At 61.2% G+C, this 25869-nt stretch carries 20 protein-coding genes; 12 read left to right on the plus strand and 8 right to left on the minus strand.

All coding sequences use genetic code 11. The features are described from left to right. Positions 1–2: 2 nt before the first annotated feature. From VGL22_RS01635 to VGL22_RS01650, 4 genes are all read right to left on the minus strand, one after another. Positions 3–2288 (minus strand): xanthine dehydrogenase family protein molybdopterin-binding subunit, encoded by a 2286-nt coding sequence (locus tag VGL22_RS01635; RefSeq protein WP_465265126.1) that lies wholly within the window; start codon positions 2286–2288, stop codon positions 3–5. 17 nt (positions 2289–2305) lie between these two features. Further along, positions 2306–3301 (minus strand): FAD binding domain-containing protein, encoded by a 996-nt coding sequence (locus VGL22_RS01640; RefSeq protein WP_465265127.1) that lies wholly within the window; start codon positions 3299–3301, stop codon positions 2306–2308. A 19-nt stretch (positions 3302–3320) separates the two neighbouring features. Further along, positions 3321–4064, minus strand: coding sequence for a 2Fe-2S iron-sulfur cluster-binding protein (locus tag VGL22_RS01645; RefSeq protein ID WP_465265128.1), 744 nt, complete (start codon positions 4062–4064; stop codon positions 3321–3323). Between the two features lie 369 nt (positions 4065–4433). Further along, positions 4434–4865, minus strand: coding sequence for a MerR family transcriptional regulator (locus VGL22_RS01650; protein ID WP_465265129.1), 432 nt, complete (start codon positions 4863–4865; stop codon positions 4434–4436). A gap of 371 nt (positions 4866–5236) precedes the next feature. Between VGL22_RS01650 and VGL22_RS01655 the strand changes: the two genes are divergently transcribed. From VGL22_RS01655 to VGL22_RS01665, 3 genes are all read left to right on the plus strand, one after another. Then, complete coding sequence (locus VGL22_RS01655) at positions 5237–5479, plus strand: hypothetical protein (protein WP_465265130.1); 243 nt, start codon at positions 5237–5239, stop codon at positions 5477–5479. A gap of 308 nt (positions 5480–5787) precedes the next feature. Continuing rightward, on the plus strand, positions 5788–6240 hold the full coding sequence (locus VGL22_RS01660) for a nucleoside deaminase (protein WP_465265131.1): 453 nt from the start codon (positions 5788–5790) through the stop codon (positions 6238–6240). Positions 6241–6277: 37 nt separating this feature from the next. Further along, positions 6278–7069 carry an NIPSNAP family protein gene (locus VGL22_RS01665; protein ID WP_465265132.1) on the plus strand — a complete coding sequence of 264 codons (792 nt, stop codon included), beginning with the start codon at positions 6278–6280 and terminating at the stop codon, positions 7067–7069. A 108-nt stretch (positions 7070–7177) separates the two neighbouring features. Here the strand turns inward: VGL22_RS01665 and VGL22_RS01670 are convergent, their stop codons facing one another. After that, positions 7178–8509: an amidase gene (locus VGL22_RS01670; protein ID WP_465265133.1), complete on the minus strand. Its 1332-nt coding sequence runs from the start codon at positions 8507–8509 to the stop codon at positions 7178–7180. 149 nt (positions 8510–8658) lie between these two features. Here VGL22_RS01670 and VGL22_RS01675 point away from each other — a divergent pair, with 149 nt between their 5' ends. After that, complete coding sequence (locus VGL22_RS01675) at positions 8659–9156, plus strand: DUF2165 family protein (RefSeq protein WP_465265134.1); 498 nt, start codon at positions 8659–8661, stop codon at positions 9154–9156. Then, positions 9153–9734 carry a nucleotidyltransferase family protein gene (locus tag VGL22_RS01680; RefSeq protein WP_465265135.1) on the plus strand — a complete coding sequence of 194 codons (582 nt, stop codon included), beginning with the start codon at positions 9153–9155 and terminating at the stop codon, positions 9732–9734. The genes VGL22_RS01675 and VGL22_RS01680 overlap by 4 nt, the downstream gene beginning before the upstream one ends. 41 nt (positions 9735–9775) lie before the next feature. Here VGL22_RS01680 and nhaA read toward each other — a convergent pair whose 3' ends face one another. Beyond that, positions 9776–11158: a Na+/H+ antiporter NhaA gene (gene nhaA, locus VGL22_RS01685; protein ID WP_465265136.1), complete on the minus strand. Its 1383-nt coding sequence runs from the start codon at positions 11156–11158 to the stop codon at positions 9776–9778. Positions 11159–11395: 237 nt separating this feature from the next. Between nhaA and VGL22_RS01690 the strand changes: the two genes are divergently transcribed. The 3 genes from VGL22_RS01690 to VGL22_RS01700 all read left to right on the plus strand — a co-directional run bounded on the left by VGL22_RS01690 (position 11396) and on the right by VGL22_RS01700 (position 16804). Then, positions 11396–12187 (plus strand): ABC transporter ATP-binding protein, encoded by a 792-nt coding sequence (locus VGL22_RS01690; protein WP_465265137.1) that lies wholly within the window; start codon positions 11396–11398, stop codon positions 12185–12187. A 318-nt stretch (positions 12188–12505) separates the two neighbouring features. Beyond that, entirely contained in the window at positions 12506–14971 is a 2466-nt protein-coding gene (locus VGL22_RS01695) for an ATP-dependent Clp protease ATP-binding subunit (RefSeq protein ID WP_465265138.1), read from the plus strand. Positions 14972–15616: 645 nt separating this feature from the next. After that, on the plus strand, positions 15617–16804 hold the full coding sequence (locus tag VGL22_RS01700; protein WP_465265139.1) for a hypothetical protein: 1188 nt from the start codon (positions 15617–15619) through the stop codon (positions 16802–16804). Between the two features lie 183 nt (positions 16805–16987). Here VGL22_RS01700 and VGL22_RS01705 read toward each other — a convergent pair whose 3' ends face one another. Then, complete coding sequence (locus tag VGL22_RS01705) at positions 16988–18394, minus strand: choice-of-anchor tandem repeat GloVer-containing protein (protein ID WP_465265140.1); 1407 nt, start codon at positions 18392–18394, stop codon at positions 16988–16990. Positions 18395–18704: 310 nt separating this feature from the next. Between VGL22_RS01705 and VGL22_RS01710 the strand changes: the two genes are divergently transcribed. Beyond that, positions 18705–20633 carry a CocE/NonD family hydrolase gene (locus VGL22_RS01710; protein ID WP_465265141.1) on the plus strand — a complete coding sequence of 643 codons (1929 nt, stop codon included), beginning with the start codon at positions 18705–18707 and terminating at the stop codon, positions 20631–20633. A 58-nt stretch (positions 20634–20691) separates the two neighbouring features. Here the strand turns inward: VGL22_RS01710 and VGL22_RS01715 are convergent, their stop codons facing one another. Beyond that, positions 20692–20820 (minus strand): hypothetical protein, encoded by a 129-nt coding sequence (locus VGL22_RS01715; protein ID WP_465265142.1) that lies wholly within the window; start codon positions 20818–20820, stop codon positions 20692–20694. A gap of 177 nt (positions 20821–20997) precedes the next feature. Between VGL22_RS01715 and VGL22_RS01720 the strand changes: the two genes are divergently transcribed. The 3 genes from VGL22_RS01720 (at position 20998) to VGL22_RS01730 (ending at position 25827) form a co-directional block, all read left to right on the plus strand. Beyond that, positions 20998–22338: an aminotransferase family protein gene (locus tag VGL22_RS01720; protein WP_465265143.1), complete on the plus strand. Its 1341-nt coding sequence runs from the start codon at positions 20998–21000 to the stop codon at positions 22336–22338. Positions 22339–22833: 495 nt separating this feature from the next. Then, positions 22834–25005, plus strand: coding sequence for an ABC transporter ATP-binding protein (locus VGL22_RS01725; RefSeq protein ID WP_465265144.1), 2172 nt, complete (start codon positions 22834–22836; stop codon positions 25003–25005). Positions 25006–25254: 249 nt separating this feature from the next. Continuing rightward, positions 25255–25827, plus strand: a complete 573-nt coding sequence (locus tag VGL22_RS01730) for an RNA polymerase sigma factor (protein WP_465265145.1) — start codon at positions 25255–25257, stop codon at positions 25825–25827. Positions 25828–25869: the final 42 nt, after the last annotated feature.

Here is a 25869-nt window from a genome sequence, read left to right on the forward strand (position 1 = left end):
ACCTAAGTGGTTTTCGACTGCAGCAGATCTTCGATACGGATAGGCAGTTCGCGAACGCGAACGCCCGTTGCGTGATACACAGCCTCCGTGATCGCGGGAGCCACGCCTGCCATGCCAATCTCGCCCACGCCGCGCGCCCCGTACTCGTTGACAATCAGGTCTGGATAGTCGAGGTACGTGACGTCTAGATCGGGCAGATCGGCGCACGTGGGCACCAGGTAGTCGGCAAAGTTGCCGTTGATGGGCTGCCCGGTACGCGGATCGTAAACCGTTTCCTCAAGCAGGGCCATGCCCACGCCCATGATCGCCGCGCCCAGGATCTGGTTCTTCGCAGGGCCCATGTTGATGATCTTGCCGCAATCGAATACAGATACGATACGGCTCACGCGCAGCCTCGCAATTTCGGGATCCCACTCGACTTCAGCGAAGTGCGCGCCGAAGGAGTGCATCGAATATTGCTTCGCCTTTGGGTCCTCAAATGACGGAAATGTCTTGCCGGTCGAGGCGATACTTCCCACATTCGCGATCCGCAACACCTCTTCGAACGGCATACCGTTCGAACTCGGATCAGCGCTGCCATGGTAAGCGGCGCCCACAACCTGCGGCTGCCCCTGCTTTGCCATCACGCGTCCCTGCGCGATGGTGAGGCTATCGGGCTTCGTACCGTGGAACGGCGAGCCCGGTGTCTGCGCCGCGATATGCAGCAGTCGCGATACAGCTTGATTCACCGCCATGGTGGCCGCCGGCAAAATCGCGCTCGTCACCATGGAACCACCCGATGTTGGACCATCGGGCAGGTTGGTATCGCCGAGAAACACATCGATGCGGTCCAGCGGAACGCCCGTCTTTGCATGCGCTACCTGCGCAAAGAGCGTGTAAGTTCCGGTACCGATGTCCTGGGTGGCAGAGCGCACGCACACGCGCCCGTTGGGGCACAACTCAACCGTAGCCGTTGCAGGAATGCGCGCCGCCCCCCACGAGGCGCTGCCCACGCCAAGGCCGATAATCTTGCCATCGCGTCTCATCGACCCCACGCCTGAGGTGCGCTTGCTCCATCCAATCTTCTCAGCACCCGTGGTGAGGCACTCTTTCCAGTGCCGCGATGAGAACGGCTTGTTGGTGCCTTCGTCTCGCTCGGCATCATTCTTCAGGCGCAGTTCGACCGGATCTATATTGAGCTCGTCAGCCAGTTCGTTGATGGCCGACTCCAGTGCATACAGCCCGGGTACCGCGCCGGGGCCGCGCATGGGCGCCGGTGTGCCCACGGTGCGGCGCGTCATCGCCGTCGTTACTTCAAGATTCGGACAGCTATAGAGGAACGGCGTCTGCTCTCCGCAGTGCTCCACAAAATCATCCAGCAGCGAAGTTTCCGTAAAAAAATCGTGACGGATTGCCGTGAGCTTGCCGTCCCTGGTCGCACCCAGGCGGATACGCTGCTGCGTGCGCGGGCGATGCCCCACGTTGGTGAACATCATGCGGCGATCCACGCTGACCTTCACTGGGCGATTGAGCGTGCGCGCTGCCGCTGCTGCGAGCGTGCATTGCGGCCACGGCGAGAGCTTGCCGCCAAATCCCGATCCAATGAACCGCGAAATGGTCCGCACGTTCTCGCGCGGGATGTTGAGGACCTCCGACATCACGGTCCGATGGCTGACCACCCCTTGCGACGAATCATAGAGAGTGATGTTCTCGCCGTCCCACACTGCGACCGTGCCGTGCATCTCCATTGGATTATGCGTCTCGACCGGCGTTACATAGGTCGCGTCCACCGTCACCGGCGCCTCAGTGAGCGCCTTGTCCGGATCACCGCGCTTCCAACTGCTGTCATGCGGCCCGTCGTAGCCGGCGCTCAGATCGGTTCGAACATCCGGCGATTCCGCATCGTACTCCACCCTGATCGCTGCAGCCGCTTCCTTGGCCTGCTCGAGTGTCTCCGCCACGACCGCTGCCACGTACTGTCCCCAGTAGTAGATCTTGTCGTCTTCAAACGGCGGCCGCGCCTCGGCCATGCTGGCGTCTTGTTGCCCGCGGTAGGTGCGATAGACGTCCTGCAGCTTGCCGTGCTGCATCACCAGCAGCACGCCCGGCATCTTCTCCGCGGCGGAGGTGTCGAGCTTGCGGATACGGCCGCGGCCGACGGTGGCCTGCACAGGTACGCCGTGCACAAGATTCGGAAAGTGATGATCGAGAGAGTAGCGCGCCACGCCCGTGGTCTTCAGCGGCCCGTCAATGCGCGGCACGGCGGCGCCAATGATGCTTTCGCCCTGGGGGATTTGTGCCGTTGCCATAATGATCTCCTCCGGTCCTATGCCGTTGCGGTGGCCATCTTCAGCGTGCGCACCACGCAGCGCTTCGCCAGTTCAACTTTGAACGCGTTGTCCTTGTGCGGCTTCGCTCCCGTCAGTGCTGCTTCGGCCGCATGCCGGAAGGTCTCCGCATTTGCAGACTTGCCCATCAGCGCAGCTTCCGATTCGTGCGACCGCCACGGCTTCGTTCCCACCCCACCCATCGCCACGCGTACATAATGGATGCGGCCGCCTTCCACCTTCGCCACCACAGCGCACGACGCCAGCGCGAATTCGTAGCTGGCGCGATCACGCAGCTTCAGGTAGACAGACTTCGCTCCAGAGACCGGCTTCGGCAGATCCACATACGTAATCAGCTCACCCGGCTCCAACGCGTTCTCGATGTGCGGTGTGTTGCCGGGCAGCTTGTGGAACTCGGCAATCGGAATCGTCCGCTTGCCCTTCGGTCCCTCGGTGTGGATCACCGCCTCGAGTGCCGCCATGGCCACGCACATGTCAGAGGGGTGCGTCGCGATGCATTGCTCGCTGGTGCCGAGCACGGCGTGCATACGATTAAATCCGTCCATGGCCGCGCAGCCTGAACCCGGCGTGCGCTTGTTGCAGCCGTAGCCCCCAGGCGTTCCCGCATTCGGCTCACGAAAGTACATGCAGCGCACCCGCTGCAGCAGGTTCCCGCCCGTCGTCGCCATGTTGCGCAGCTGCGGCGAGGCCCCGGAGAGGAGCGCCTGCGACAGCACGGCATAATCCTTCTTCACATCCTCATTCCATGCCAGGTCGGAGTTGCGCACCATCGCGCCAATTCGCAGCCCGCCATCCGGCAGCTTCTCAATCTTGTCCAGCGGAACCAGGTTAATATCCACCAGTCCCGAAGGCTGCTCCACGTGCAGCTTCATCAAATCCACAAGCGTGGTGCCGCCGGCGATAAACTTCGCTCCAGCCGGCCCTGCCAGAGCCTTGTCGATGCTGGGCGCCTTTGTGTACTGAAAGGTCTGCATTCGTTGCTCTCCTTCAGGCCTAAGCCTTCATCGTGCGTACCTGGCGCACGGCCGCAACAATATTGGAGTACGCGCCGCAGCGGCAGATGTTGCCGGCCATGGCGTGCTTGATATCCTCGTCTGCCGGCCCAATGGGCTCCTTCAGCAGCGCCACCGCACTCATGATCTGGCCACTCGTGCAGTAGCCGCACTGATAGCCGTCGTGCTCCACAAACGCAGCTTGCATGGCGTGCATGTTCGTGGGCTGGCCGATACCCTCGATCGTGGTGATGTCGTCGCCTTCATGCATCACCGCGAATGACAGGCAGCTGTTCACGCGGCGCCCGTTGACGTGCACAGTGCATGCGCCACACTGGCCGTGATCGCAGCCCTTTTTCGTTCCCGTCAGATGAATGCGCTCGCGCAGCGTGTCCAACAGCGTGGCGCGCGTATCCAGGTTGCGCATCGGATAGTCCTTGCCGTTGATCCGCAAGGTCACATTCGCGGTGTTGATCCCCGAAGGAGCGGCTTCTTCCTCGACGGTTTCCGGCTCGGCGGCCGGCTCGGCGTGCGCCAGCGGAACGGCTCCCGCCAGTAAACCCGTGGCGCCCAATCCTGACAGGAACGATCGCCGGCTCAGCCGCCCTTTGGCGTCCTCAGGCGGCAGCGGTTCCAAGTCAATCGATTGCCGTTCGTCGCCGGCCGTTTCCGTCGCGCACTCCTGTGACTTGGTCGAAAAACGGCCGCGCAAATGCTTGAAGCGCAAGTTCGGTGTGTCTGCCACAACGACCTCCTTGGGACAGGGAGCGTGAATTTCAGTCAGCCCGGTTCAAAGTTCCGCCTCTCGAAATCCGGCAGGAACAAAGGGAAGAGAATCAAGGCTCAAAAAGGCGTCGCCCAGGTTCGTAACGAGGCGCCGTGCCTATAGTAACGCTTTCGAATTGCGAAGGGAACGGGCACATCTTCGTGTGATCAAAACGTCGGCGAAGCTGAACATGCAGCGTCATAGCCCAGCCACACGAACCAGGCCGGATGTTGCCAGCTGCATGGATGGAGGTCCGTGCAGATTCGTTCAATTGGGCTCGTTTCGGGGAAGATCCGAGGTTCGGATGCGATTACGTCAAACGTCACAGCGTCGCAGGCAAAAAACAGCCTACGCCGAAATCATGTCAGGGCTAGGCTCCGCTTCCACAGCCGCGGACCTCCGCAATCCAATCCGCTCCTCGATCGCCCGGTAGTTCTCAATCTTATGGGTGAGCAGCGCGTGCGCCCTTTCCAGAGCCGCCAGCTGCTCTGCGATGACTGCACGGTGTTCTTCGAGGATTCTCCGCCGCTCCAGCGAGCTCTCTTCACCGCGCTCGCGCAGAGCCGCATAACGCTGCATCTCGCGGATAGGCATGTTGGTGGCCCGCATGCAGTGCAGAAAGTTGAGCCACGCCTCGTCCTCGTCGGAATACCGGCGATGACCGTTGTGCGCTCGCCCAACAGGTTGAATGAGGCCCACGCGCTCGTAGTAGCGCAGAGTGTGCGCCGTCATCCCACAACGTTGCGCCATGGTGCGAATCGTGTAACCAGCGTCTCTCATATCCTCAACCTACTCCTCGGAGCGCGCTCAAAGTCAATACGCCTTCGCGACTCAGAACCGCCTCCGCGCTCAGGCTTAAGTGACTGATAGATCAATCACATGCTTCCTTTTTGCCTGTCTCTCGCCGGGAAGCCGTTTACATTTCTTAAGATTCGCGCAACCCGCGATCGAGGCGAGCCGCAGGACATGGCAATCCTTCTCTGCTCCGTTTCCGCCCCGCCGGCAGACATTCCAATCCAACCGGCCGCACACTCCATTCACGCCCTCTTCATGCCGCTTTCATCTCTGCGGAGTACCTCTAAGTAATTCCAGTCCTCGGTTTTCCCCTCTGTCCGTTCTATAAATCCAACTGATCGCGAATGGAGCGATGTATGGCTGACATGGCAATTGCAGTCCAATCCGCAACGCCCGGCGGGACTCTGCTCGATAAGAAAAAAGGGATGCCCTCCTGGATCAGCGGCGTCATTGTCGCCATCGCGCTGCTTGGCGGGTTGGGCTATATCGGCTTTCACGTGGCGGGCGACCTGGGGAATGTAACCCTCGGCGCAGCACCTGGCCGTATGTTCTGCTGGGCACGGCCCTGCTCATTGCCCTCGGATTCGAATTCGTCCTGATCTCTCCCCTGGTCGGCTTCGGCTGCGCAGCCATCCTGTTCATGGTGCTCAAACCCAAAACACGCACCTTGGGTTGCGCGCTGTTCGCCCCTGATTTTCGGGGTCTGCTTCTGGCTGTTCAACTACTCGCTCGTCGTCTCCGCGTTGCTGGCGCTGGCAGTCGGTGCCGGTTCGGGGCTCCTGTTCCGCTTCATCCGCATGCCGGGCCTGCCGGAATGGCAGGCCCGGCGCTTTTTTGCCTGGAGTCGGACCGTGAGTGTGGGATGATGAGGACCGGCCTGCCACGGCGAGAAATCAGGACGGCAAAAATGGACAGTACCCGCTACGAAGCGATGTTGCAGGTGGCCATGGAAGAAGCCAGGTACAGCCTGGCCGAGGGCGGCATTCCCATCGGCGCGGCGCTTTTCACTGAAGCTGGCGAACTCCTTAGCCGCGGCCATAATCGCCGCGTGCAGCAGGGGGATCCCAGCATCCACGCTGAAACCGATGCCTTCCGCCGCGCCGGCCGTCGGCGCAGCTACCGCAAATGCATCATGGTCACCACGCTCGCTCCCTGCTGGTACTGCAGCGGTCTGGTGCGCCAGTTCCACATCGGTACCGTAGTGGTGGGCCAGAGCCGCACGTTTCCGGGCGGCATCGAGTGGCTGCGCGAAAACGGCGTCACCGTAATCGACCTCGACAGCGCTCCATGCCGCGAACCTATCGAGACCTACATCGCGCAGCATCCGGATGTCTGGAACGAGGACATCGGCGAAGAGTAGCCGACGCGTTGCGTTATCCTTGCTCGCGGAGGTCAAATTGCATCGTCGAAAGTTTCTGTCCGCTTCTCTGGCCGCGTCGGCCGTCGTCCTCTCCCGTGATGCGGCTGCACAGGCGCCTTCCGCGCCCGGTCGCGAATACTACCTGCTGCGCCGCTACTTCCTGCAGAGCGGTCCTCAGAACAGCCTCACCGAACACTACATCAACGAGGCGCTCGTCCCCGCGCTTGCAAAGCACGCCATGGGCCCGGTAGGCGCCTTCCGCCTCGACATCGGCCCGGAGACGCCGACCTACTACGTGCTCATCCCCTCGCGCTCAGCCGAGGACCTCGCCACACTCGACTTCGCGCTCGCCAAAGATGACACCTTCATGAAGGCCGCCGAGCCCTTCTGGAGCGCGCCTGCAACCGCTCCCGCGTTCGTCCGCACAGACTCCACCCTGCTTTCGGCTTTTGAAGGCTGGCCTCGCATCACGCCTCCGCCCCACACCGCCGGCGCCAAGCGCGTGTACCAGCTCCGCACCTATGAGAGCCCCAGCTTCCGCGATCACGTGCGCAAAGTGGAAATGTTCAACTCTGGCGAGTTCGAACTGTTCAAGGCGGCAGGCTTCGACAACGTCTTCTTTGGCGACACGCTGCTAGGTCCGCGTATGCCCAGCCTCACTTACATGCTGAGCTTTGAGGATCTCGCCCAACTCAACACGCACTGGGCCACCTTCAGCGGCAATCCAGATTGGAAGAAGCTTTCGAACGATCCGAAATACGCTTTCGAATCCATCGTCAGCAACATCAGCAACCTGATCCTGAGCCCTTTGGCCTCGTCACAAATCTAAACGCCCTTCTCCGTGCCCGGCCACGAACCCTCCGCGCCCCATCCTGTCGTCTTGTTTCTGGCGACAGGATGGGAAACCACAAGGCCTGACTCTCCGCTCTGGCTCTTCTCATGCATTGAGAACCGGAGCAGATGCCTTCCGCCTCGCCCCCAGCAACGCCACCAGCTGCAGAAGCGCCTCATCCTGCCCCCGCGCCGCCGCAATCTGCATGCCACCACCAAAACCGGGGCCTGAGCAGGGAATCGTCACTGCCGGCGCGCCTGCCAGACTGATTGGCGCCGTGTAGCGCAGCAGCCGCGCCCGCGTTGCGCTGTGATCTGCGCCCGCTGCAAGCTTCGCCACCGGCGCTGCCGGCAGCATCACCAATGAATGCTCGCCAAACAACTCATCCATTCGCGCTCTGAATGCCTGATGCCGCTGTCGCAGCTTCCCTATCTCGTCCGGAGTAATGCGCGCGCCCCACTCAAGCCTCTCCCGGATAGCACCTTCGAAGTGCTCGAAATTTCCGCGATGAAGCGCCGCCGCCTCCCATGCCTGAATCGGCGCAAAGATCTCCTGAGCCTCTCCCCACCACCCGACGTCCGCCTGGCTCACGCGCAGGCCGAGCTCTTCAAGCTGGCGAGTCGTAGCCCGATACTCCGCAACAATCTCGGGCTCGCAATCCTGAAGGAAATCATCCCCGACAATCGCAAACTGGCCGCAGGCGCGAATAAGCGCAGGTTCGTGCTCCGCATAAAACGCGGCCAGCAGCGGCGCTTCCTCGAGATCCGCAAACAGCCAGCCCAGCGTGTCGAACGACTGCGCCAGGTGCGCGCCACCCCGCCAGTCGCCTCGCCCCAGCGACGCCCGATATCCAGCAAGCCCGCACAGCGCCGCCGGAACCCGCACCGATCCGCCCGTATCGGTCCCGATGGCTGCCACCGCCGACCCTTCCATCACGCTGGCGCACGCGCCCGACGACGAACCTCCCGTGAGCGCATCCTCTCTCCCGGGCTGCAGGCAATCGCCAAATTCGGGGTTCTCTCCCGTGATCCCGTAGGCCAGTGGATGCAGGTGCGTCTTGCCGGTGATCACGGCGCCGCATGCACGAAGTCGCTCCACTACCCAGGAGTCCCGCTCCGCAACGCCGTTCTGTTCGCGGTAGAACTTCGTCCCGCAGCTTGTCGACGCCCCCGCCAGGTCGAAGCAGTCTTTCACCGACACCGGAAGCCCCCACAGCACATCGCGCCCATCGCCAAAAGGGCCGCCTTCGCCGCGCTGCATCTGTTCGGCTCGCTCCGCTTCACGCAGCGTCCACTCGGCGTCCTGCCACAGATAAGTGTTGTGGCCGGAGTTCTGATTGGCATTGGCCAGCGCGGCTTCAGCCAGCCGCGTCGGCGTAGTCACGTCATTTGCCAGTGCACTGCGAAGGTTGCGGATGTTACCCAATGGAACCGTCATATCTGAGATTCTAAGTAACTCCCTCGAATGAGATGCAAGCCTGCGCCGGTCCAGGGCGCTTCCATGCATGCGCGCTCACAACGGCGGCTGCGCGATGGTGTACCCTCGATCCGGGATCCATCCTGCAAATCCATGGTGGAAAGGTCGAAATGATCACGCGCACGGCCAAGCTGTTGCTGCTCACCGCGCTCGCGCTGTTCCACACTTTGGTTGTGTTCAACAACCTTACCGATTTCGACTCCAACTACCAGTTCGTTCGCCACGTCCTCGTGATGGACTCGACGTTCTCCACGAATCACGCGCACTGGCGCGCCATCGGAACACCCGCGTTCCACCTCGCGTTCTACATCGGAATCATTGCATGGGAAGCAGCGATCACGGTCCTTCTTTGGTGCGGAGCCGTCTACCTGTTCCGCGCCCTGCGCGGGCCGGCAGTCACATTCAACGCCGCCAGGCGCATCCCCGTCCTCGGGCTCACGCTGTCGCTGCTCATGTGGCTGGTTGCCTTCCTCTGCATCGGCGGCGAGTGGTTCCTCATGTGGCAGTCGCCCACCTGGAACGGACAGCAGGAGGCCTTCCGCATGTTCGTTATCGTCGCGCTGGTTCTGCTCATCGTCATGCACAACGATGCGGATGCGCAGGTATGAATCGCCCCAACATCGCCGCCGTCATCCTGGCCGCCGGAGCCAGCCGCCGCCTCGGCCAACCCAAGCAACTCCTCCAGTACAAAGGCGAGACCCTGATTGCCCGCGCAGTTCGCATAGCTCAAGAATCCAATCTGGAACCCATCATCGCCGTCCTCGGTGCGCAAAGCGATGCCGTCCGCGCGGCCCTCGCCGCTAGCCGGACAGTGATCATTGAGAACGATCAGTGGGAGGAAGGCATCGCCAGTTCCATGCGCGTCGGACTCACAGCCCTCGAAGGGATTGCTCCTGACCTCGACGGCGTCCTCATCATGCCGTGCGATCAGCCACGCCTCACCTCTGAGCATCTGTCGCGCCTCGTCGACGGTTTCGCAGACACTATCGTCGCCTCCACGTATGCCGGCGTCCGCGGCGTGCCCGCCCTATTTCCGTGGCACGCCCGCAGCCAGTTGATGCAGTTGTCAGGCGATGTGGGCGCACGGAAACTGCTCGCAGACCCACTCAAACAGGTGATTGACGTTCCCTTTGAACAAGGCGAATTAGATATCGACGTGCCCGAAGATCTTGAGCACTTGCGCTAAGATGCGCCTGCGGACCGGTCCATCGCCCCGACGCAGGTCTGTTAGTTCGATCCCGCCGGAATTTCGCTGCTCTCCAGTCCTTCGGCTGTGAGGTCCTCGTTCGCGCTCTTGCCGGACGTGGCCAGCACGATAGATCCCGCTGCGCCTGAGAGGACCGACGCTCCCAGAATGGCGATCTTCGACACGCTCAGCAGCGAGTCATCGTCGAATGCCAGTCCGGCCACAAACAACGACATCGTGAACCCGATTCCGCACAGCCACGCCGCTCCAAACATCTTTCTCCACGACACATGCGCCGGCCGCGTCGCAATCCCCGTCCGCGCGGCCAGGAACGCGAACATCCAGATGCCCGCAGGCTTGCCGACAAACAGCCCGATCAAAATTCCCCACGCAACCTGGTGGGTCAGGCCTGCAGCCAGATTGTGCCTCAGATCCACGCCCGCATTGGCCATGGCGAACAGCGGCATCACCAAAAACGCAATCCATGGCTGCAGCCCCACTTCGATCCGGTGAAGGGGAGAATCCGCCAGCTCCGCCTTCTGCTCCAGCGTGTGAATGATCGAATGCTCTTCAAACGACCCCGGCCGCGCCTTCTTCAGCCGCGCCAGCAGCCATTCGGTCTGCTCCACAAACTCTGACTTCTCCAGGAAGTTGCGTGCCGGAATGGTAAAAGCAAGCAGGATCCCCGCAATCGTTGCATGCACCCCGGAGTTCAGCACCGCCCACCACACCGCCACCCCAATCACCCCGTACACCATGGGCTTGCGAACCCCCAGTGCATTCGCGACCGCCGACAGCAGAACCCCCGAAACGCCTATCGCCAGGCTCCAGTAATTGATTTCGCTGGTATAGAAAATCGCGATCACGCCCACAGCGAAGATGTCATCGACGATCGCGAGAGCCGTCACAAACACGCGCAGCGCCGTCGGAATCCGCGAGCCCAGAATGGCCAACAGACCAAGGGCGAAGGCAATGTCCGTCGAAATCGGAATCGCCCAGCCCCGCTGAAACGCAGCGTCACGGGCGATCGAAATGAAGAGGATGGCAGGAACGATCAACCCACCCAGCGCCGCTATGAAAGGGAAAGCCGCCCTCCGCAGCGACGAAAGCTCCCCCACCAGGAATTCGCGCTTGATCTCCAGCCCAACCAGGAAGAAGAACAGGGACATCAGCCCGTCGTTGATCCAGTGATGGCGGTTCTCCGTCACCACGAACGGGCCGAACCCCACAGTCAGCGGAGTTTCCAGCAAATTGTGGTAGCTCTGGTGCCAGGGCGAATTCGACCAGATCAGGGCCGCCACCGTGCTCGCCAGCAGGACAATCCCCCCAGCCGCCTCCATGCGCGCAAATCGCACAAACGGGCTCGTGATTACCTGGATCGGCGTGGCGTTCGTTTCAGAACTGGCGATCGACTCACTGATCATGGCTGGGCTCCGTTGCCGGGGCTGCCGCGCGCCTGCCCTGAAGTCGCAGCGAACGCTCCGGCAAATTCAGTCGCCTTTGAGGCCCTTACGGCCACTCTTCACTGTAGACCGGGCCTCCGCGTCTCCTCACACTGGCAGTTGTGCCAGACGCCGATCTCAAATCGGAACCGGTCCCCGCGGCCGGCTGAATGCCCCGCCCGCCACCCCCTCTGCCGCACGTTAGAATAGAAAGGAAGGATGCCAGAGCCTTCCTCAGCGGCTGCCACAACGGACACCCGTTCTCCGCGGGGCCCAGACGCGCGGCCTGCCGGTCCCATCGTCCAGGTCAAAAAACTCGAAAAGACGTATCGCACCGCGCGGGGAGAGCTCACGCTCTTTCGCGACCTTACCCTCGAGGTTCAACCCGGCGAGATGGTCGCCATCGTGGGCCAGTCCGGCGCCGGTAAAAGCACACTCTTGCACATCCTCGGAGCGCTTGATACCCCCTCCGCGGGCAGCGTATACTGCGCCTCAACCAACGTGGCAACTCTAAGTCCCCGGCAGGCCGCGGCCTTCCGCAATCGCGAAATCGGCTACGTCTGGCAATTCCACTACCTGCTGCCGGAGTTCACGGCTCAGGAGAATGTGGCGATGCCATTGCTGGCTCGCGGTTTATCCAAACGCGAAGCCATGGATTCAGCATCCAACTGGTTACATGAGGTTGGCCTCGACGATCGCCGCGACCACCGCCCGGGGGAACTTTCAGGCGGGGAACAGCAGCGCGTGGCTCTGGCCCGGGCCCTGGTGAACCAACCACGACTCTTACTGGCAGACGAACCTACGGGTGACCTGGACGAGACAACTGCTCGCCAGGTCTTTGCGCTTATTCAACACATTCACGCTACGCACGGGTTAACCTCCGTACTTGTAACCCACAACATGGATCTGGCTGGCCGATGTTCCCGGGTTTTACGTCTGGAGCATGGCCGCCTGGTATTGGCAGGCAATTTGAACCGTCAGAGCAACCCTGGATCGGAATTGGGGTCCTGAAAAAGCAGCGTTATGGGCTCCAAGTGAGTCTCATACACTAAGGGGTACGCGACCGGGAACAGATTCCCCACCCGGCCGTTCACCGGCAAGGAAGTCGGATGGAAGCTCAGGGATAGCAACAAGTTCGGGCGAGCGGAGAACCTTCCGGAACCATCCAGAGAGCTGTTCCGAGGCAGGCACGAATTTTGGTCGGGGCCACGGGCGGCATTTGTTTTGCGGCAGGCGCGACGGGCGGGTTGAAGCCGGAAGCGAGCCCGATTCGGGCACGATTTACCGGACAACTACACCAGCCGACAGCCTGATTTTTAGGAGAACACCATGTTCGAACGCTATACGGAGAAGGCTCGGCGTGTGATCTTCTTCGCGCGGTATGAGGCCAGCCAGTTCGGCTCGCCCTATATCGAAACCGAGCATTTGCTGCTTGGTTTGCTGCGCGAGGACAAGGCGCTGACCAACCGTTTCCTGCGCTCGCACGCCTCCGTGGAGTCGATCCGTAAACAGATCGAGGCTCATACCACGATTCGCGAGAAGGTATCGACCTCGGTCGATCTGCCGCTTTCGAATGAGTGCAAGCGCGTGCTCGCATACGCGGCGGAAGAAGCGGAGCGCCTGGGCCATAAGCACATCGGGACTGAACACCTGCTCCTTGGTTTGCTGCGGGAAGAGAAGTGCTTTGCATCGGAAATCCTGCAGGAGCGCGGCCTCAAGCTGGCGCAGATCCGCGACGAGCTGGCCCGCGTCACGCAGGAAAAGGCGCCCCAACAGCAGCGCCAGCGCGAGTCCAGCCTGCTGGCTGAATTCTCGCGCGACCTGACTCAGGCGGCCATGGACGCTCAGCTTGACCCCCTCGTCGGCCGTGATGGCGAGCTCGAACGCGTCATACAGATCCTGTGCCGCCGCACCAAGAACAACCCAGTGCTCATCGGCGAGCCCGGCGTCGGCAAAACCGCCATCGTCGAAGGTCTTGCTCAGCGCATCTCGGACGGAGAAGTACCCACGTTCCTGGCTGACAAACGCGTGCTCGCGCTCGATCTGTCCCTGATCGTGGCCGGCACCAAGTACCGCGGCCAGTTTGAGGAGCGCCTCAAGACCATCATGAAGGAGCTGATGGAAAATCAGAACTCCATCATCTTCATCGACGAATTGCACACGCTGGTCGGCGCCGGCTCGGCCGAAGGCTCCCTCGACGCCGCCAACATCCTCAAGCCCGCCCTCTCGCGCGGCGAAATTCAATGCATCGGCGCAACCACGCCGGGCGAATATCGCAAGTCGATCGAGAAGGACCGCTCCCTCGAGCGCCGCTTCCAGGCCGTAAAGGTTCCGCCTCCCAACGAGGCCGATGCAATCAAAATCATCATGGGCATCAAGGACCGTTACGAAAAATTTCACGCGGTGAGCTACACCGACGACGCCATCGAGTTTGCGGTGTCGCACTCCAACCGCTACATCCCTGACCGCTTCCTTCCAGACAAGGCCATCGACCTCATCGACGAAGCCGGCGCCCGCGTCAAGCTGCGCCAGACCTCGCTGCCTGAGGAGATCACTGAAGTCCAGAAACGCATCAAGTTCATCGTCCACCGCATGGACTCGGCCATCGCCAACCACGAGTTTGAGAAGGCCCGGTTCTACTCCGACGAAGAACGCAAGGAACGCGAAACCCTCCGCGCCCTGCGCGACAAGTACCACCTGGATGACTCCGCCGCCGGCATCGTCGGCCGCGAAGACATCGAGGATGTCGTCAGCCGCTGGACCGGCGTTCCCGTCACCAGCATCAAGGAAGAAGAGACGCAGAAGCTGCTGCGCGTGGAAGAAGAGCTCCACAAACGCGTGATCTCGCAGGAAAAGGCCATCTCGGCTCTCGCCCGCGCCATCCGCCGTAGCCGCGCCGGTCTCAAGTCGCCGCACCGCCCCATTGGCAGCTTCCTGTTCCTTGGGCCCACCGGCGTCGGTAAAACGGAAATGGCCCGCACCCTGGCGCAGTTCCTCTTCGGCTCAGACAAGGCGCTGATCCGCTTCGACATGTCGGAGTTCATGGAAAAGCACTCGGTCTCGAAGCTCATCGGTTCGCCTCCGGGGTACGTGGGCTACGAGGAAGGCGGCCAGCTCACTGAACGCGTGAAGCGGTCTCCCTACTCGGTGGTCCTGCTCGACGAAATCGAAAAGGCGCACCCCGATGTCTTCAACCTGCTGCTGCAGGTGTTTGAAGACGGCCAGTTGACCGACGGCCTCGGCAACACCGTCGACTTCAAGAACACCATCCTGATCATGACCTCGAACATTGGCGCCCGCCACCTGCAGAAGAAGCAGGGACTCGGCTTTGCCAGCGATCGCGACGACCTGGTCAGCGAGAAGGTGGAGGAGCTGGTCAAGAACGAGGTGAAGAAGACCTTCAACCCCGAGTTCCTCAATCGTCTCGACGAAGTGATCCTCTTCCAGTCGCTCAACGACGCCGACCTGATCCAGATCGTCGAACTGCTGGTGCAGCAGCTCAACGCCAACCTGGCGCAGAAGGCCATCACCATCTCGGTTACCGAGGACGCCAAGAAGTGGATCCTCGACAAGACGCTGGTCGACCGCAGCTACGGGGCTCGTCCCCTGCGCCGCGCCCTCCAGCGCTACGTCGAAGACCCGCTCTCTGAAGCCCTCATCGCCGGGCACATTCCGGACCGGCCGGCGTTCCTCGAGGTCTACCTCGAGAACAACCAGCTCTTCTATCGTCCGGTGCGCCCCGAAGACACCGGCACCGAAGAGAAGGCCGCAGGCATCCTGCTCTACTCGGCTTGACCAAAACCTCAACTCAACACAAAGCCCCCGGTTCTCCCGGGGGCTTTGTGGTTATTCCGCATCTATAATTGGCGATTGCGGTCGCTTATAAGCATGGGACTTACGTAACCTTTACTTTCAAAAGCGGGGGGGGGGGATAATCGCTGGCGAGTTATGGGGTGTTGATTCTCACCCTAATTCACGAAACGAGGGGAATAATGCGAATTTCCAAACTGGGATTTGTGTTCGCGGTGGTCTTGTTAGCCACGGCCAACCTGTCGTTCGCGCAATGCACTCAGGCATTGCAAAACAACTACATCAGCTGCTCAAACCCGGTATGCAATAACAGTGTAACTTCTCACACGCCATGGGCCCCAGGTCCCTATGGCCTTTACTTCGTCTGCGGGTCGGTTTCTTGCTGTGGCCAAAGCTACCCGGACTGCCATACCATACCCCAGTCCTGCAATGGATCAGGGAGAATCAGCGATCCGAATGTGCGCAAAAGCTATTAGAACTCGCAATGCACGAGGATGTCATAGTTTCCTCCTGCAAGGGGGAATATCGACCTCTGCTCGTTGCTCTCGCAGAAAAGCCGCTTCAGCACTCCGACGAAAGCTTATTACCTACGCGCCAGCACACCCTTCCCGGTCTGGAGGTCCTCAGCAAATGAGAATAGGATTCCTCGGCGTGTGGCTCATTTTGCAGGGAATTGCTGCGGTGGGGCAGGTATCATCACCTGCCCCACTGCAGCCCGCCTCTAAGTTAGACAGACCTGGATCTGCCTCCCGGAGCCCTCGCGAGATCAAACATGTCGCGGAGGCTCAGATCCCCGTAACATCACTCGACTTCAAGCCGAAAGGACCGATAACCGGAACGGGAGCCTCTCAGGCCTTTGTATTGCCGGTCTTGTGCTCTCCACGTGGCATTCCGTACGTGTCCTTCATCGATCAGAAAAGCTTCGGCGTCCAAACGGTTTCGTCACTCGATCCAAAAGGTGGGCGGCAATTCTCAATAACATCCATCCCTGGGCTTTACGACCCCGTCTTTGGCGCCGATTCTGTCTCCGATTCGATGGTAGTGATGTTAGTCAACGGAACAAAGGACCGGACAAAGGCGCCAAATTCCGTTTCGCTCGGTCCGGGGATGCCTTCCAAAGCTGTGTTCACCGGCGAGCACCGGAACTACGTTGCCGAATTCGACAGCTCAGGCGGGTTCAAGGAGCTTCTGGAACTCTCCGCCGATTATCACTTCTGGCGGATCGGACTTCTCCCTGACGACTCCATTTTGGCACTCGCATATGACCGGCCGAACGCCGTTCCAAAACTCCTCCTCTTGGACTCTGACGCTCAGCTTGTCCGGTCGATTGAGATACCCTCAGACCTGCAGAACAGTCCTGCGCTCGTGGAAGGTCGGAGTGGCGACATCTCCAAGCAAGCGCCCGCAGAGTCGAGCATAAGTTGGTGGCTATTTGCACCGGTGAGAGGCAAGATTCTCCTGTATCAAGCTCACACAAAACTACCCATTCTCGAAGTGGGTGCTGGCGGAGTCGTACGCGAGGTTCCGCTGGAGATCCCAAAGGACTTTGTCATAGACACGATTATTCCCTCCGAGGACCGTTGGATCATCCGCGTGCGAAGGGAAAACCTATCCGACAAGACCGAAATCGATGCCAGACCCGAAGCCAAAAATTATGTTTTGTACGAAGTTGACCCATCTGACGGTCACCTGAGGCGTGAACTCTCGGTTTCGTCTGGACCCCTTTTCAGCATTGCATGCGAACAGGGAGGTACGTTTACCGCTTTTGGAATTGACGGAGACAAAGTAAACCTGTTCACAGCAGACTTGGCCCGCTAGACGATCGTCGGCTTCTGTGGCGTGGCGAGAACAACCAGCTCTTCTACCGCCCGGTGCGCCCCGAAGACACCGGCAGTGAAGAGAAGGCCGCAGGCATCCTGCTCTACTCGGCATAAACAAACCTCAACTCAACCCAAAGCCCCCGGTTTTCCGGGGGCTTTGTGCATTGACAACCCATAAACGTTAAGGCCGGACCACAAACTTCTTGTCGCTCCGCAATGTGCCCAGGCTCGTGGTCACCGTGATCCAGCCGGTCGTGGCCCCGCTGGGAACAATGGCCGTGATGTACGTGGAAGTCTGTGAAATGACCTGCGCACGCATGCCATTGATGAACACCTGGCTGTCAGGCGTGAAACCCTCGCCCAATATGTCCACCTGCATCCCTGGCCGGCCGTAGTTTGCCAGGTATGTGACGTACGGGCTCAGCCCGAGATTGTAACTGTAGAAGATCCCATACCAGGCGCCGGCGGCATCCATCGCGGACGTCTCGTTGGCAGTGTCGCCGTAGAGCTTTCCGTTGGTGTGCTGAATCAGAGCAATTGGTATGTCTCCGGGAGATCCGACATCAAAGGCGTGCAGCACCGTAAAGGTGCCTGCCGGCGTCACGCGGAACAAAATTCCCCCGCCGCCCCCATTCACATCCTGGAGTTGAGCATATCCATACAGGTTTCCATCCGTGCCTGATACCAGGCTGTACGGGTACGCTCCGTCGCTGCCTCCTGTGAAAGCGTGAACGACGGAAACCTGGTGCGACGGTGACATCTTGTACACCACGCCGTAGCCGCCGTAAGGCCCGGTCCCCCCTTCTTGCGTTGTTCCGTAGAACGACCCGTCGTTGCCTTGCAGCAGCGTGCCATTGGGACCCGTGCCGTGCGCCCCGTCAAAGCTGTATACCGTCTCAAATTGGCCGGACCGATTGGTCCTGAAGATCGAGCCCAGGCTGTGCGCGCCCCCCAACCCGGTCACCCCGTAGATCCATTCGTCCGTTGCCTGCATCAGCGGCGCCGCGGGAGTCTCTCCGGCGTTGGTAAACACGTGCAGACTGGTGAAGTTCCCGTCCTTGGTGAAGCGATAGAGGACCGACGCTGAGTTGTCTGAGCTGTCCCCGCGCGTGGTTCCGTAGAAATCGCCCGACATCGTCAACAGCGGCGCATCGAAAGGACGGCCGCCATTCTGTCCGCCGGTGAAGACGTGAATGGTTTGTACCGCGCCGACCGAGCTCATCTTGACAATGGTGCCGTCGTTGTAGTCGCCGCCGTAATCGGTGACCCCGTAAAACCATCCGTCCAGACCGAGCGTCATCCCTCCCGAGGGATTCTGAATGTAGTAGTTCGTCACGGACGGCGGGAAGTGGTACAGATACGTGAGAGTTCCTGAGACCGTGTAGCGATAGACCCAGGCCCCTTCCGACGAACCCGATGTGGTAGGTGCGATTCCGGTGCTCATCAGGTAGCCGGCCCGCGTCTGGGTCAGGGTGGGTGAAGGAATCTGAGGGGTGTTGGTGCTGTGCAGCACGGTGAAATTCTGCGCATGCAGGACTGCTGCAAGCGTGCAGATGGGTGCGAGACTGAGTACCCGCGTAAGTTTCATAGGACTCTCCGCAGGCAGGGGGCTTCAGACGCAGTGCCCGCAACGTCACATCGCGTGCAGGCAACAAGGGCGAACGGGAACTTGATCTGATATGTAGACGAGTGTCTTGGCGACCACCGGACGCCTTAGGAGAACGGCGTCGGAGTGCAGGGCGGTAAAACGTGAGATGCTCAAATCGCGCCTGCTGTTTGCTGCCTGCGAGCGCCAACGCAACTTGACCCGATCAATCAACCGCAGCCGATGGTTTACGCTGTTTTCATCCTGCACCACACTCCCCGCATGCTTCCCTGAAGCGAATTCGAGAGGAACATTGAGAAAACATCTCGCCGTTGTTGCCCTTGCAGCCCTTGCCTGCATTCCCGCCTTCACCCAGCAGAAAGACTTGCCCGCGGACGACCTGCCCGCGAAGTTCACCCCGCCAGCCCGCGAAACCGACTTCGAAAAGCGCGTCGTCATGATCCCCATGCGCGACGGCGTCAAGCTTTACACCGTCATCGTCATCCCCAAAGGGGCGAAGGACGCGCCTATCGTGATGACGCGCACTTGCTACAACGCCGCCAAGCGCGCCGAGCGCTCCAAAAGCCCGCGCATGGTTGAGGCTCTCCCCCTCAGTGACGAGGTCTTTGTCGAAGCCGGCTACATCCGCGTCTACCAGGATGTGCGCGGCAAATACGGCTCGGAAGGTCCCTACAACATGACCCCGCCGCCGGTCGCCTCCGGCTACAACCCCACCGGCGCGGACGACACCACCGACGCCTACGACACGATCGACTGGCTTGTGAAGAATGTGCCTGAGTCCAACGGCCGCGTCGGCATGATCGGCTCCAGCTACGAGGGCTTCACGGTCGTCATGGCCCTGCTCCACCCCCACCCCGCCCTCAAAGTGGCCGCGCCGGAAAGCCCCATGATCGACGGCTGGATGGGTGACGACTGGTTCCACTACGGCGCCTTCCGCCAGCCCAACATCGACTACGTCATCGGCCAGACCAGCGCCCGCGGCGAAGGTACGCACGTCCCCCACCCCGGTCGTGACGACTACAGCAACTTCCTTGCCGCCGGCTCCGCCGATGCATTCGCCAGCTCGCTCGGCGCGGAACAACTGCCCTACTGGCACGTGATGCGCGATCACCCCGCCTACGACGGCTTCTGGCAAAGCCAGGCTCTCGACAAGCTCATAGCGCAGAAGCCCCTTACCGTGCCCACCCTCTGGGAGCAAGGCCTCTACGACCAGGAAGACATGTGGGGCGCCAACCACTCCTATCGCGCGTTGAAGGCCAGCGGCGCGTCTGACGAACTGAACAAAATCGTCATGGGACCCTGGTTCCATTCGCAGGTCAACCGCGAAGGCCGCACCCTCGGACCCTACACCTTCGCCACGGACACCACCGCCCAATGGCGCCGCGACTACCTGCTGCCCTTCTTCAATGAATATCTGAAGCCCGGCTCTCCCAAGGCGAGCGTTCCCACAGCTCTCCTCTACGACACCGGATCCGATCGCTGGGACAGCGACAAAGTCTTTCCGCAGGCATGCGAGAAGGGCTGCCCGGCCGCGACGAAACCGCTCTACCTGGAATCCGGCGGCAAGCTAAGCTTTACGCCGAACTCCGCCAGCTCCGCTGCCTCTTACGACGAATACGTCTCCGACCCCGCCAAGCCGGTTCCGTATCGTCCCCGCCCCGTCGATCCCGCCGATCCCACTGGCTGGCGCACCTGGCTGGTCACCGACCAGCGTTTCGTGGACGGCCGCCCCGACGTCCTCACCTATGTCTCCGACCCGCTCACCGAGCCCATGAAGCTCTCCGGCGAACCCATGGTCCACCTCGTCGCCTCCACCACAGGAACCGATTCAGACTGGGTTGTGAAGATCATCGATGTGCAGCCCGACCGTATCTCTCCACCCACAGAAATGAGCGGATACCAACTGCCCATCTCCACCGACATTTTCCGCGGGCGTTACCGCACCAGCTTCGAACACCCTGAAGCCATCAAGCCCAACGAGCCTTTGCCCTACGTGTTCGCGCTGCCCATGGTCAACCACACCTTCCAGACGGGCCATCGCATCATGGTGCAGGTGCAGTCCACCCTCTTTCCGCTCTATGATCGCAATCCCCAAAAGTTCGTTCCTAATATCTTCACGGCCCAGCCCGAGGACTACCAGAAAGCCACGCAGCGCATCTGGCATGCGCCCGACCACGCCAGCTACATCAGCCTGCCGGTGGTTCCAGCCAGCCAGCCGTAAGAGCGCGCAAGCTTGAAATGCCTCCGTACATCGCGGAGGCATTTCAGTCTGCGTACCTTCACGATTCCTTCCGCTCCGGCACCCACTGATCCACGGGATAACGTTCCTCCGGATCCTCGCTCTGCTTGCGCTTCTCCTGCTCCCGCCGCCACTCCTGCTCCTTGCGCTCCTCTTCTCCGTCACTCATGCATCCTTCTCCTGCATTCAGTCCAGGCAATCACCACGCCGCGCCGCTCTTGTCTGAACAGCACACGCATCCTCGCCAGATCGCCCCCGCTGACTCGCTCGCCGCGCAGCGGCGCTGACCCGCTGAATCCAAACCCCTCATGCCGTACCATGACCTCTAAGTTACCCGAGGGACGCCATGAGCCAACATATCCCCGATAACATCAGCGATCTCACCCGCGCCACCAACTACGGCACCTGGCGATTCCAGAAAGGCTGGAAGCCTCTGCCCGTCGTCGATGCCGAAGGCTGCTGGTTCACTGACGATACCGGCAAGCGCTACCTCGACATGTCCTCGCAGCTGATGTGCGTCAACCTCGGCCACAAAAACCCGCGCGTCATCGAGGCCATCGCCGAGCAGGCGAGGGAACTGCCCTTCATGGGCCCGGCCTACGCCACCAATGCCCGCGCCCGGCTCAGCCTCAAGCTCCTTGAAGTTCTCCCCGCCGGCCTTGAAAAGTTCTTCTTCGCCACCAGCGGCACGGAGGCCAACGAGGCCGCATTCAAAATCGCCCGCATGGTCACTGGCCGCAACAAGATCATCTCCCGCTATCGTTCGTATCACGGCTCGACAGCAGCCTCCATCGCCGCCACCGGCGACCTGCGCCGCTGGGCCATGGAGCCCGCCGGCAAAGCCATGGGCTTCGTCTTCGCGCCGGAGACCAACTGCTACAAGTGCCCCATCCGCCACACCTATCCGGGCTGCGGCATCGCCTGCGCTGACTACATCGACCACATGATCCGCAGCGAAGGCGACGTGGCCGCCGTCATCGTCGAACCCATCGTCGGCACGAACGGCGTGCTCGTCCCTCCGCCCGAGTACATGCCCAAACTCCGCGAAATCTGCGACCGCCACGGCGTCCTGCTCATCGTCGACGAAGTCATGACCGGCTGGGGCCGCACCGGCCAGTGGTTCGCCGTGGACCACTGGGGCGTCAAACCCGACATCCTCACCACCGCCAAAGGAATCACCTCGGCCTACGTCCCCCTCGGCCTCTGCGCCACCACGAAAAAGCTTGCCGACTACTTCGAAGACCACTACTTCTCCCATGGCCACACCTACGAAGCGCACCCCATCACGCTCGGACCCGCCGTCGCCACCATTGAAGAGATGCAGCGCCTCAACCTCGTCGAACGCGCCGCCTCCCTCGAGCCCTACCTCCGCCACAAACTCGAAGCGCTCAAAGCCGGCCATCCCTCCATCGGCGACGTCCGCGGCCTCGGTCTCTTTTTCGCTGTCGAACTGGTCAAGAACCGCAACACCAAAGAGCCCTTCAACACCATGCGCGACAAGATCGAAGGCAAACCCCTCGTCGTCGATCAGATCGCGGCCAGGATGATGGCCGACGGCGTAGCGCAGCAGTCCTGGGTAAGCCACTTCGTCATCGCCCCGCCGCTGATCGTCACAAATGAGGAGCTGGATTTCGGCATCGACGCACTCCACCGCCACCTCACCCTCGCCGACGCCCTCGTCGACTGACAAATCTAGATTTGTCCCTCTGAGCAGCCTGACTCGCCAGCGGCGAGTAGCGGATGGAATGACGCTTGGAGCAGGGTGGGCTTCGCCCGGCACGCCCGCCCATGAGCTACCGTGCCCCATCCTGTCGCCTTTTTTCTGCCGACCGGATGGGAGACCACGACCCTCGACCCGCTCGCTCCGCACTGGCCCACACATTTGTCCTTCTGAGCGCAGCGAAAAACCGACCGGGCAGAAGAAGCAAATTTCGCGCGAGAGCACTCCGGCGACAGCAGTTGGGACGCAACCAGATCGGGGGGAGCGAATGGGATTCCGGGACTGGAGGTACGGGATGCGCCATCCAGGGAAGTCTTAGATCGAATTCGAGACCGCGCGAAGGAATACCACGAAGCGGGACCACGGTCTATGAAAAGACGGATCAAGGCGGCTGCAAGGCGTTGCAGGCCGGACCGGCCGGTGCCCGCCTGCCTCGTACAATGAAGAAGTAAGCCTGCCCCCATGACGGACGATACGCACAAGACTTCCCCACGCACTGAAGCGCCGCCGGTTCCTTCTCAGGGAAACGGGGGGCGGCTGGCGGAGGGGCTGGATCGAACGGCTGAGTCGCTGGTCAACCGCGGCAACGGCAAAATGGACCAGGCTGGGCCCGGCGCGGCCGCCATTGCTCCCGGCGCCGACGCCCCCGTCAGTGGCAATGGTGCCCGGCCGTCCGCGAACGCTGAAACTGACTCGAAGCCGCCCGCCAGGAAGCCCGACGACGAGCCCGTCGGCAAGGTTTACGACTCGGATTTGATCAAGCGGCTGGGCCGGTACATAAAGCCCTACTGGGCGCAGGTGGTCATTTCATCGATCTCGGTGATGCTGAAATCGATGAGCGACGTAGCCGGACCCTATCTGCTCAAGGTGGCAATTGACCGCTACCTGGTGAAAGATCCGACTGCTGGACTGAGCTGGCTCGGCCGCAGATTGCCAACCGACCCATGGCTCGGCATCACCCGCCTCGCCGAGCTTTATACGGCGACGCTCCTGCTGGCCTATGCCTTCGAGTTCGTCCAGACCTACCTGATGCAGTGGCTGGGCCAAAAGATGATGTTCGACCTGCGTCGCGACATCTTCCGCCACATGCAGCGGCTGCACGTAGGCTTCTTCGATACCCATGCGGTGGGACGGCTGGTCACCCGCTTGACGTCGGACGTGGACGCCATCAACGAAATGTTCACAGCCGGAATTTTGGCCATCGTGGACGACTTCGTCACCCTCACCATCATGGCCATCATCATGCTGCGGACCAACTGGTGGCTCGCTCTGCTGGCCTTCAGCGTGCTTCCGCTGATTCTGGTAGTGACCAGGCTGTTCCGCAATCACGTGCGCGAGAGCTACCGCCGCGTGCGTGCCGCCATCGCGCGCATCAACAGCTTCACCCAGGAACACATCAGCGGCATGAGCGTGGTCCAGCTCTTCAATCGCGAAGAGCGCGCCTACCAGGACTTCGAAGTTGTAAACCGCCAGCACATGGTCGCGTTCAAAGACACCATCTTTGCCTACGCGCTTTACTACCCCGCGGTCGACATCCTCAGCACCGTCGCCGTGGCGCTGGTCCTCTGGTGGGGCGGCTGGAGCGTGCTGGCACATGGCGCCGTAACCGTGGGCATGCTGGCCATGTTCAACATGTATTCGCTGCGCTTCTGGCGGCCCATTCAGGACCTCAGCGACAAATACAACATCCTGCAGGCAGCCATGGCCGCATGCGAGCGGATCTTCAAGCTCATGGATACGCAGCCGGAGATCGTCTCGCCGTTGCGGCCGAAGACCGGCAACGGCTCCAACCGCATCGAGTTCCGCCACGTCTGGTTCACTTACCAGAAGCTCACGCCCGAGCAGAAAACCGCGGTCAATCTCGTCGTCGTGGCGGCGCGCGACGGCGCTACCGCGACCGCCGAACTGGCCGCTCTGAAAGACATCGACTGGATCCTCAAGGACGTTTCCTTCTCCATCGAACCCGGCCAGACCGTCGCCATCGTGGGGCACACCGGCGCCGGCAAAACCACCCTCACCAGCCTCATGATGCGCTTCTACGAGGTCACCGCCGGCCAGATACTCCTCGACGGCATCGACGTCCGCGAGCACGACCTTGAGGAACTGCGGAAACATTTCGCGGTCGTGCTGCAGGATCCATTCCTGTTCACCGGCACCATCGCCGACAATATCCGCCTCGGCAATGACTCCATCACGGACGACCAGATGACCCAGGCGGCCCGCGATGTCAACGTGCTGGACTTCGTCGAGTCGCTCCCCAACAAGTTCGACCAACCCGTCGAGGAGCGCGGCAACTCCCTCTCCACGGGGCAGAAGCAGCTCGTCAATTTCGCGCGCGCCTTGGCCTATAACCCCCGCATCCTCATCCTCGATGAAGCCACTTCCAGCGTCGATACGGATACGGAGCTCCGCATCCGCAGCGCCCTTGAGCGCATGGTGGAAGGCCGCACCAGCGTGCTCATCGCGCATCGCCTCTCCACGGTGCAGCGCGCCGACACCATCCTCGTCATGCACAAAGGCCAGCTGCGCGAGATGGGCTCGCATCAGCAACTGCTCGCCCAGCGCGGGCTCTACTGGAAGCTCTACCAGCTCCAGTACAAAGACCAGGAACTCGGAGTCCACACCCGCACCTGAAGTCAGCTACTCCGCCAGACCCCCGCGCACTCCCCGTCTGTCCCTCCGTCCCTCTTTCCCTTTTTCCCTCTGTCCCTCTTTCCCTCTTTCCCTCTGTCCCTGTTTTTCCCTCTTTTTCTGTTTTTTCCCTCTGTCCCTGTTTTTCCCTCTGTCCCTCTGTCCCTTTTTCCCTCTTTCCCTCTTTCCCTTTTTCCCTCTTTCCCTGTTTTTCCCTAACCCCGGCGTACACTGATCTGTCTTATGAGCAACATGGGCCAGACAGACCGAGCCGCGATCGACGCAGTGCTTGCCGGTGATCGCGACGCTTATGGCGAGTTGGTCAAGCGCCATAGCCGCATGCTCTTCCGCCTGGCCTGGCGCATGACGGGAAATCAGGCCGATGCGGATGACGTGGTGCAGGACGCGTTCCTGCGCGCCTATCAAGGTCTGGCTGGCTTTGAGTCCAGGGCAGACTTCGGAACGTGGATCTACCGGATCGCGACCCATTGCGCTCTCGATCGCCTCGCCCGGCGGCGGACCGAACAGTCCCGGCGCGTAAGTGAGGAGACCGATCCCGAGCAGGATGCTGTACAGGTCCCCGATCTCAAGCCCGACCCCGAGCGGCTCGCCATCAGCGCCGAGATCGCGGTCATGCAGGAGGTGGCCATGCGCGGCCTGACACCGATGGAGCGGATGGCCTTCGTGCTGCGGCACTTTGAAGATCGCAGTACAGAGGAGATTGCAGCGGCGTTGAACGTTACGCCCAACACGGCGAAGCAAAGCGTCTATCGCGCGGTGCAGAAAGTGCGCCACCGCCTGACGCAGTTGAAGGTAATGGCATGAAACACCTGACAGAAGAGGAACTCGTGGAAAGGTACTATGCTG

Source organism: Occallatibacter sp. (assembly GCF_036502485.1).
Lineage (GTDB): Bacteria > Acidobacteriota > Terriglobia > Terriglobales > Acidobacteriaceae > Telmatobacter.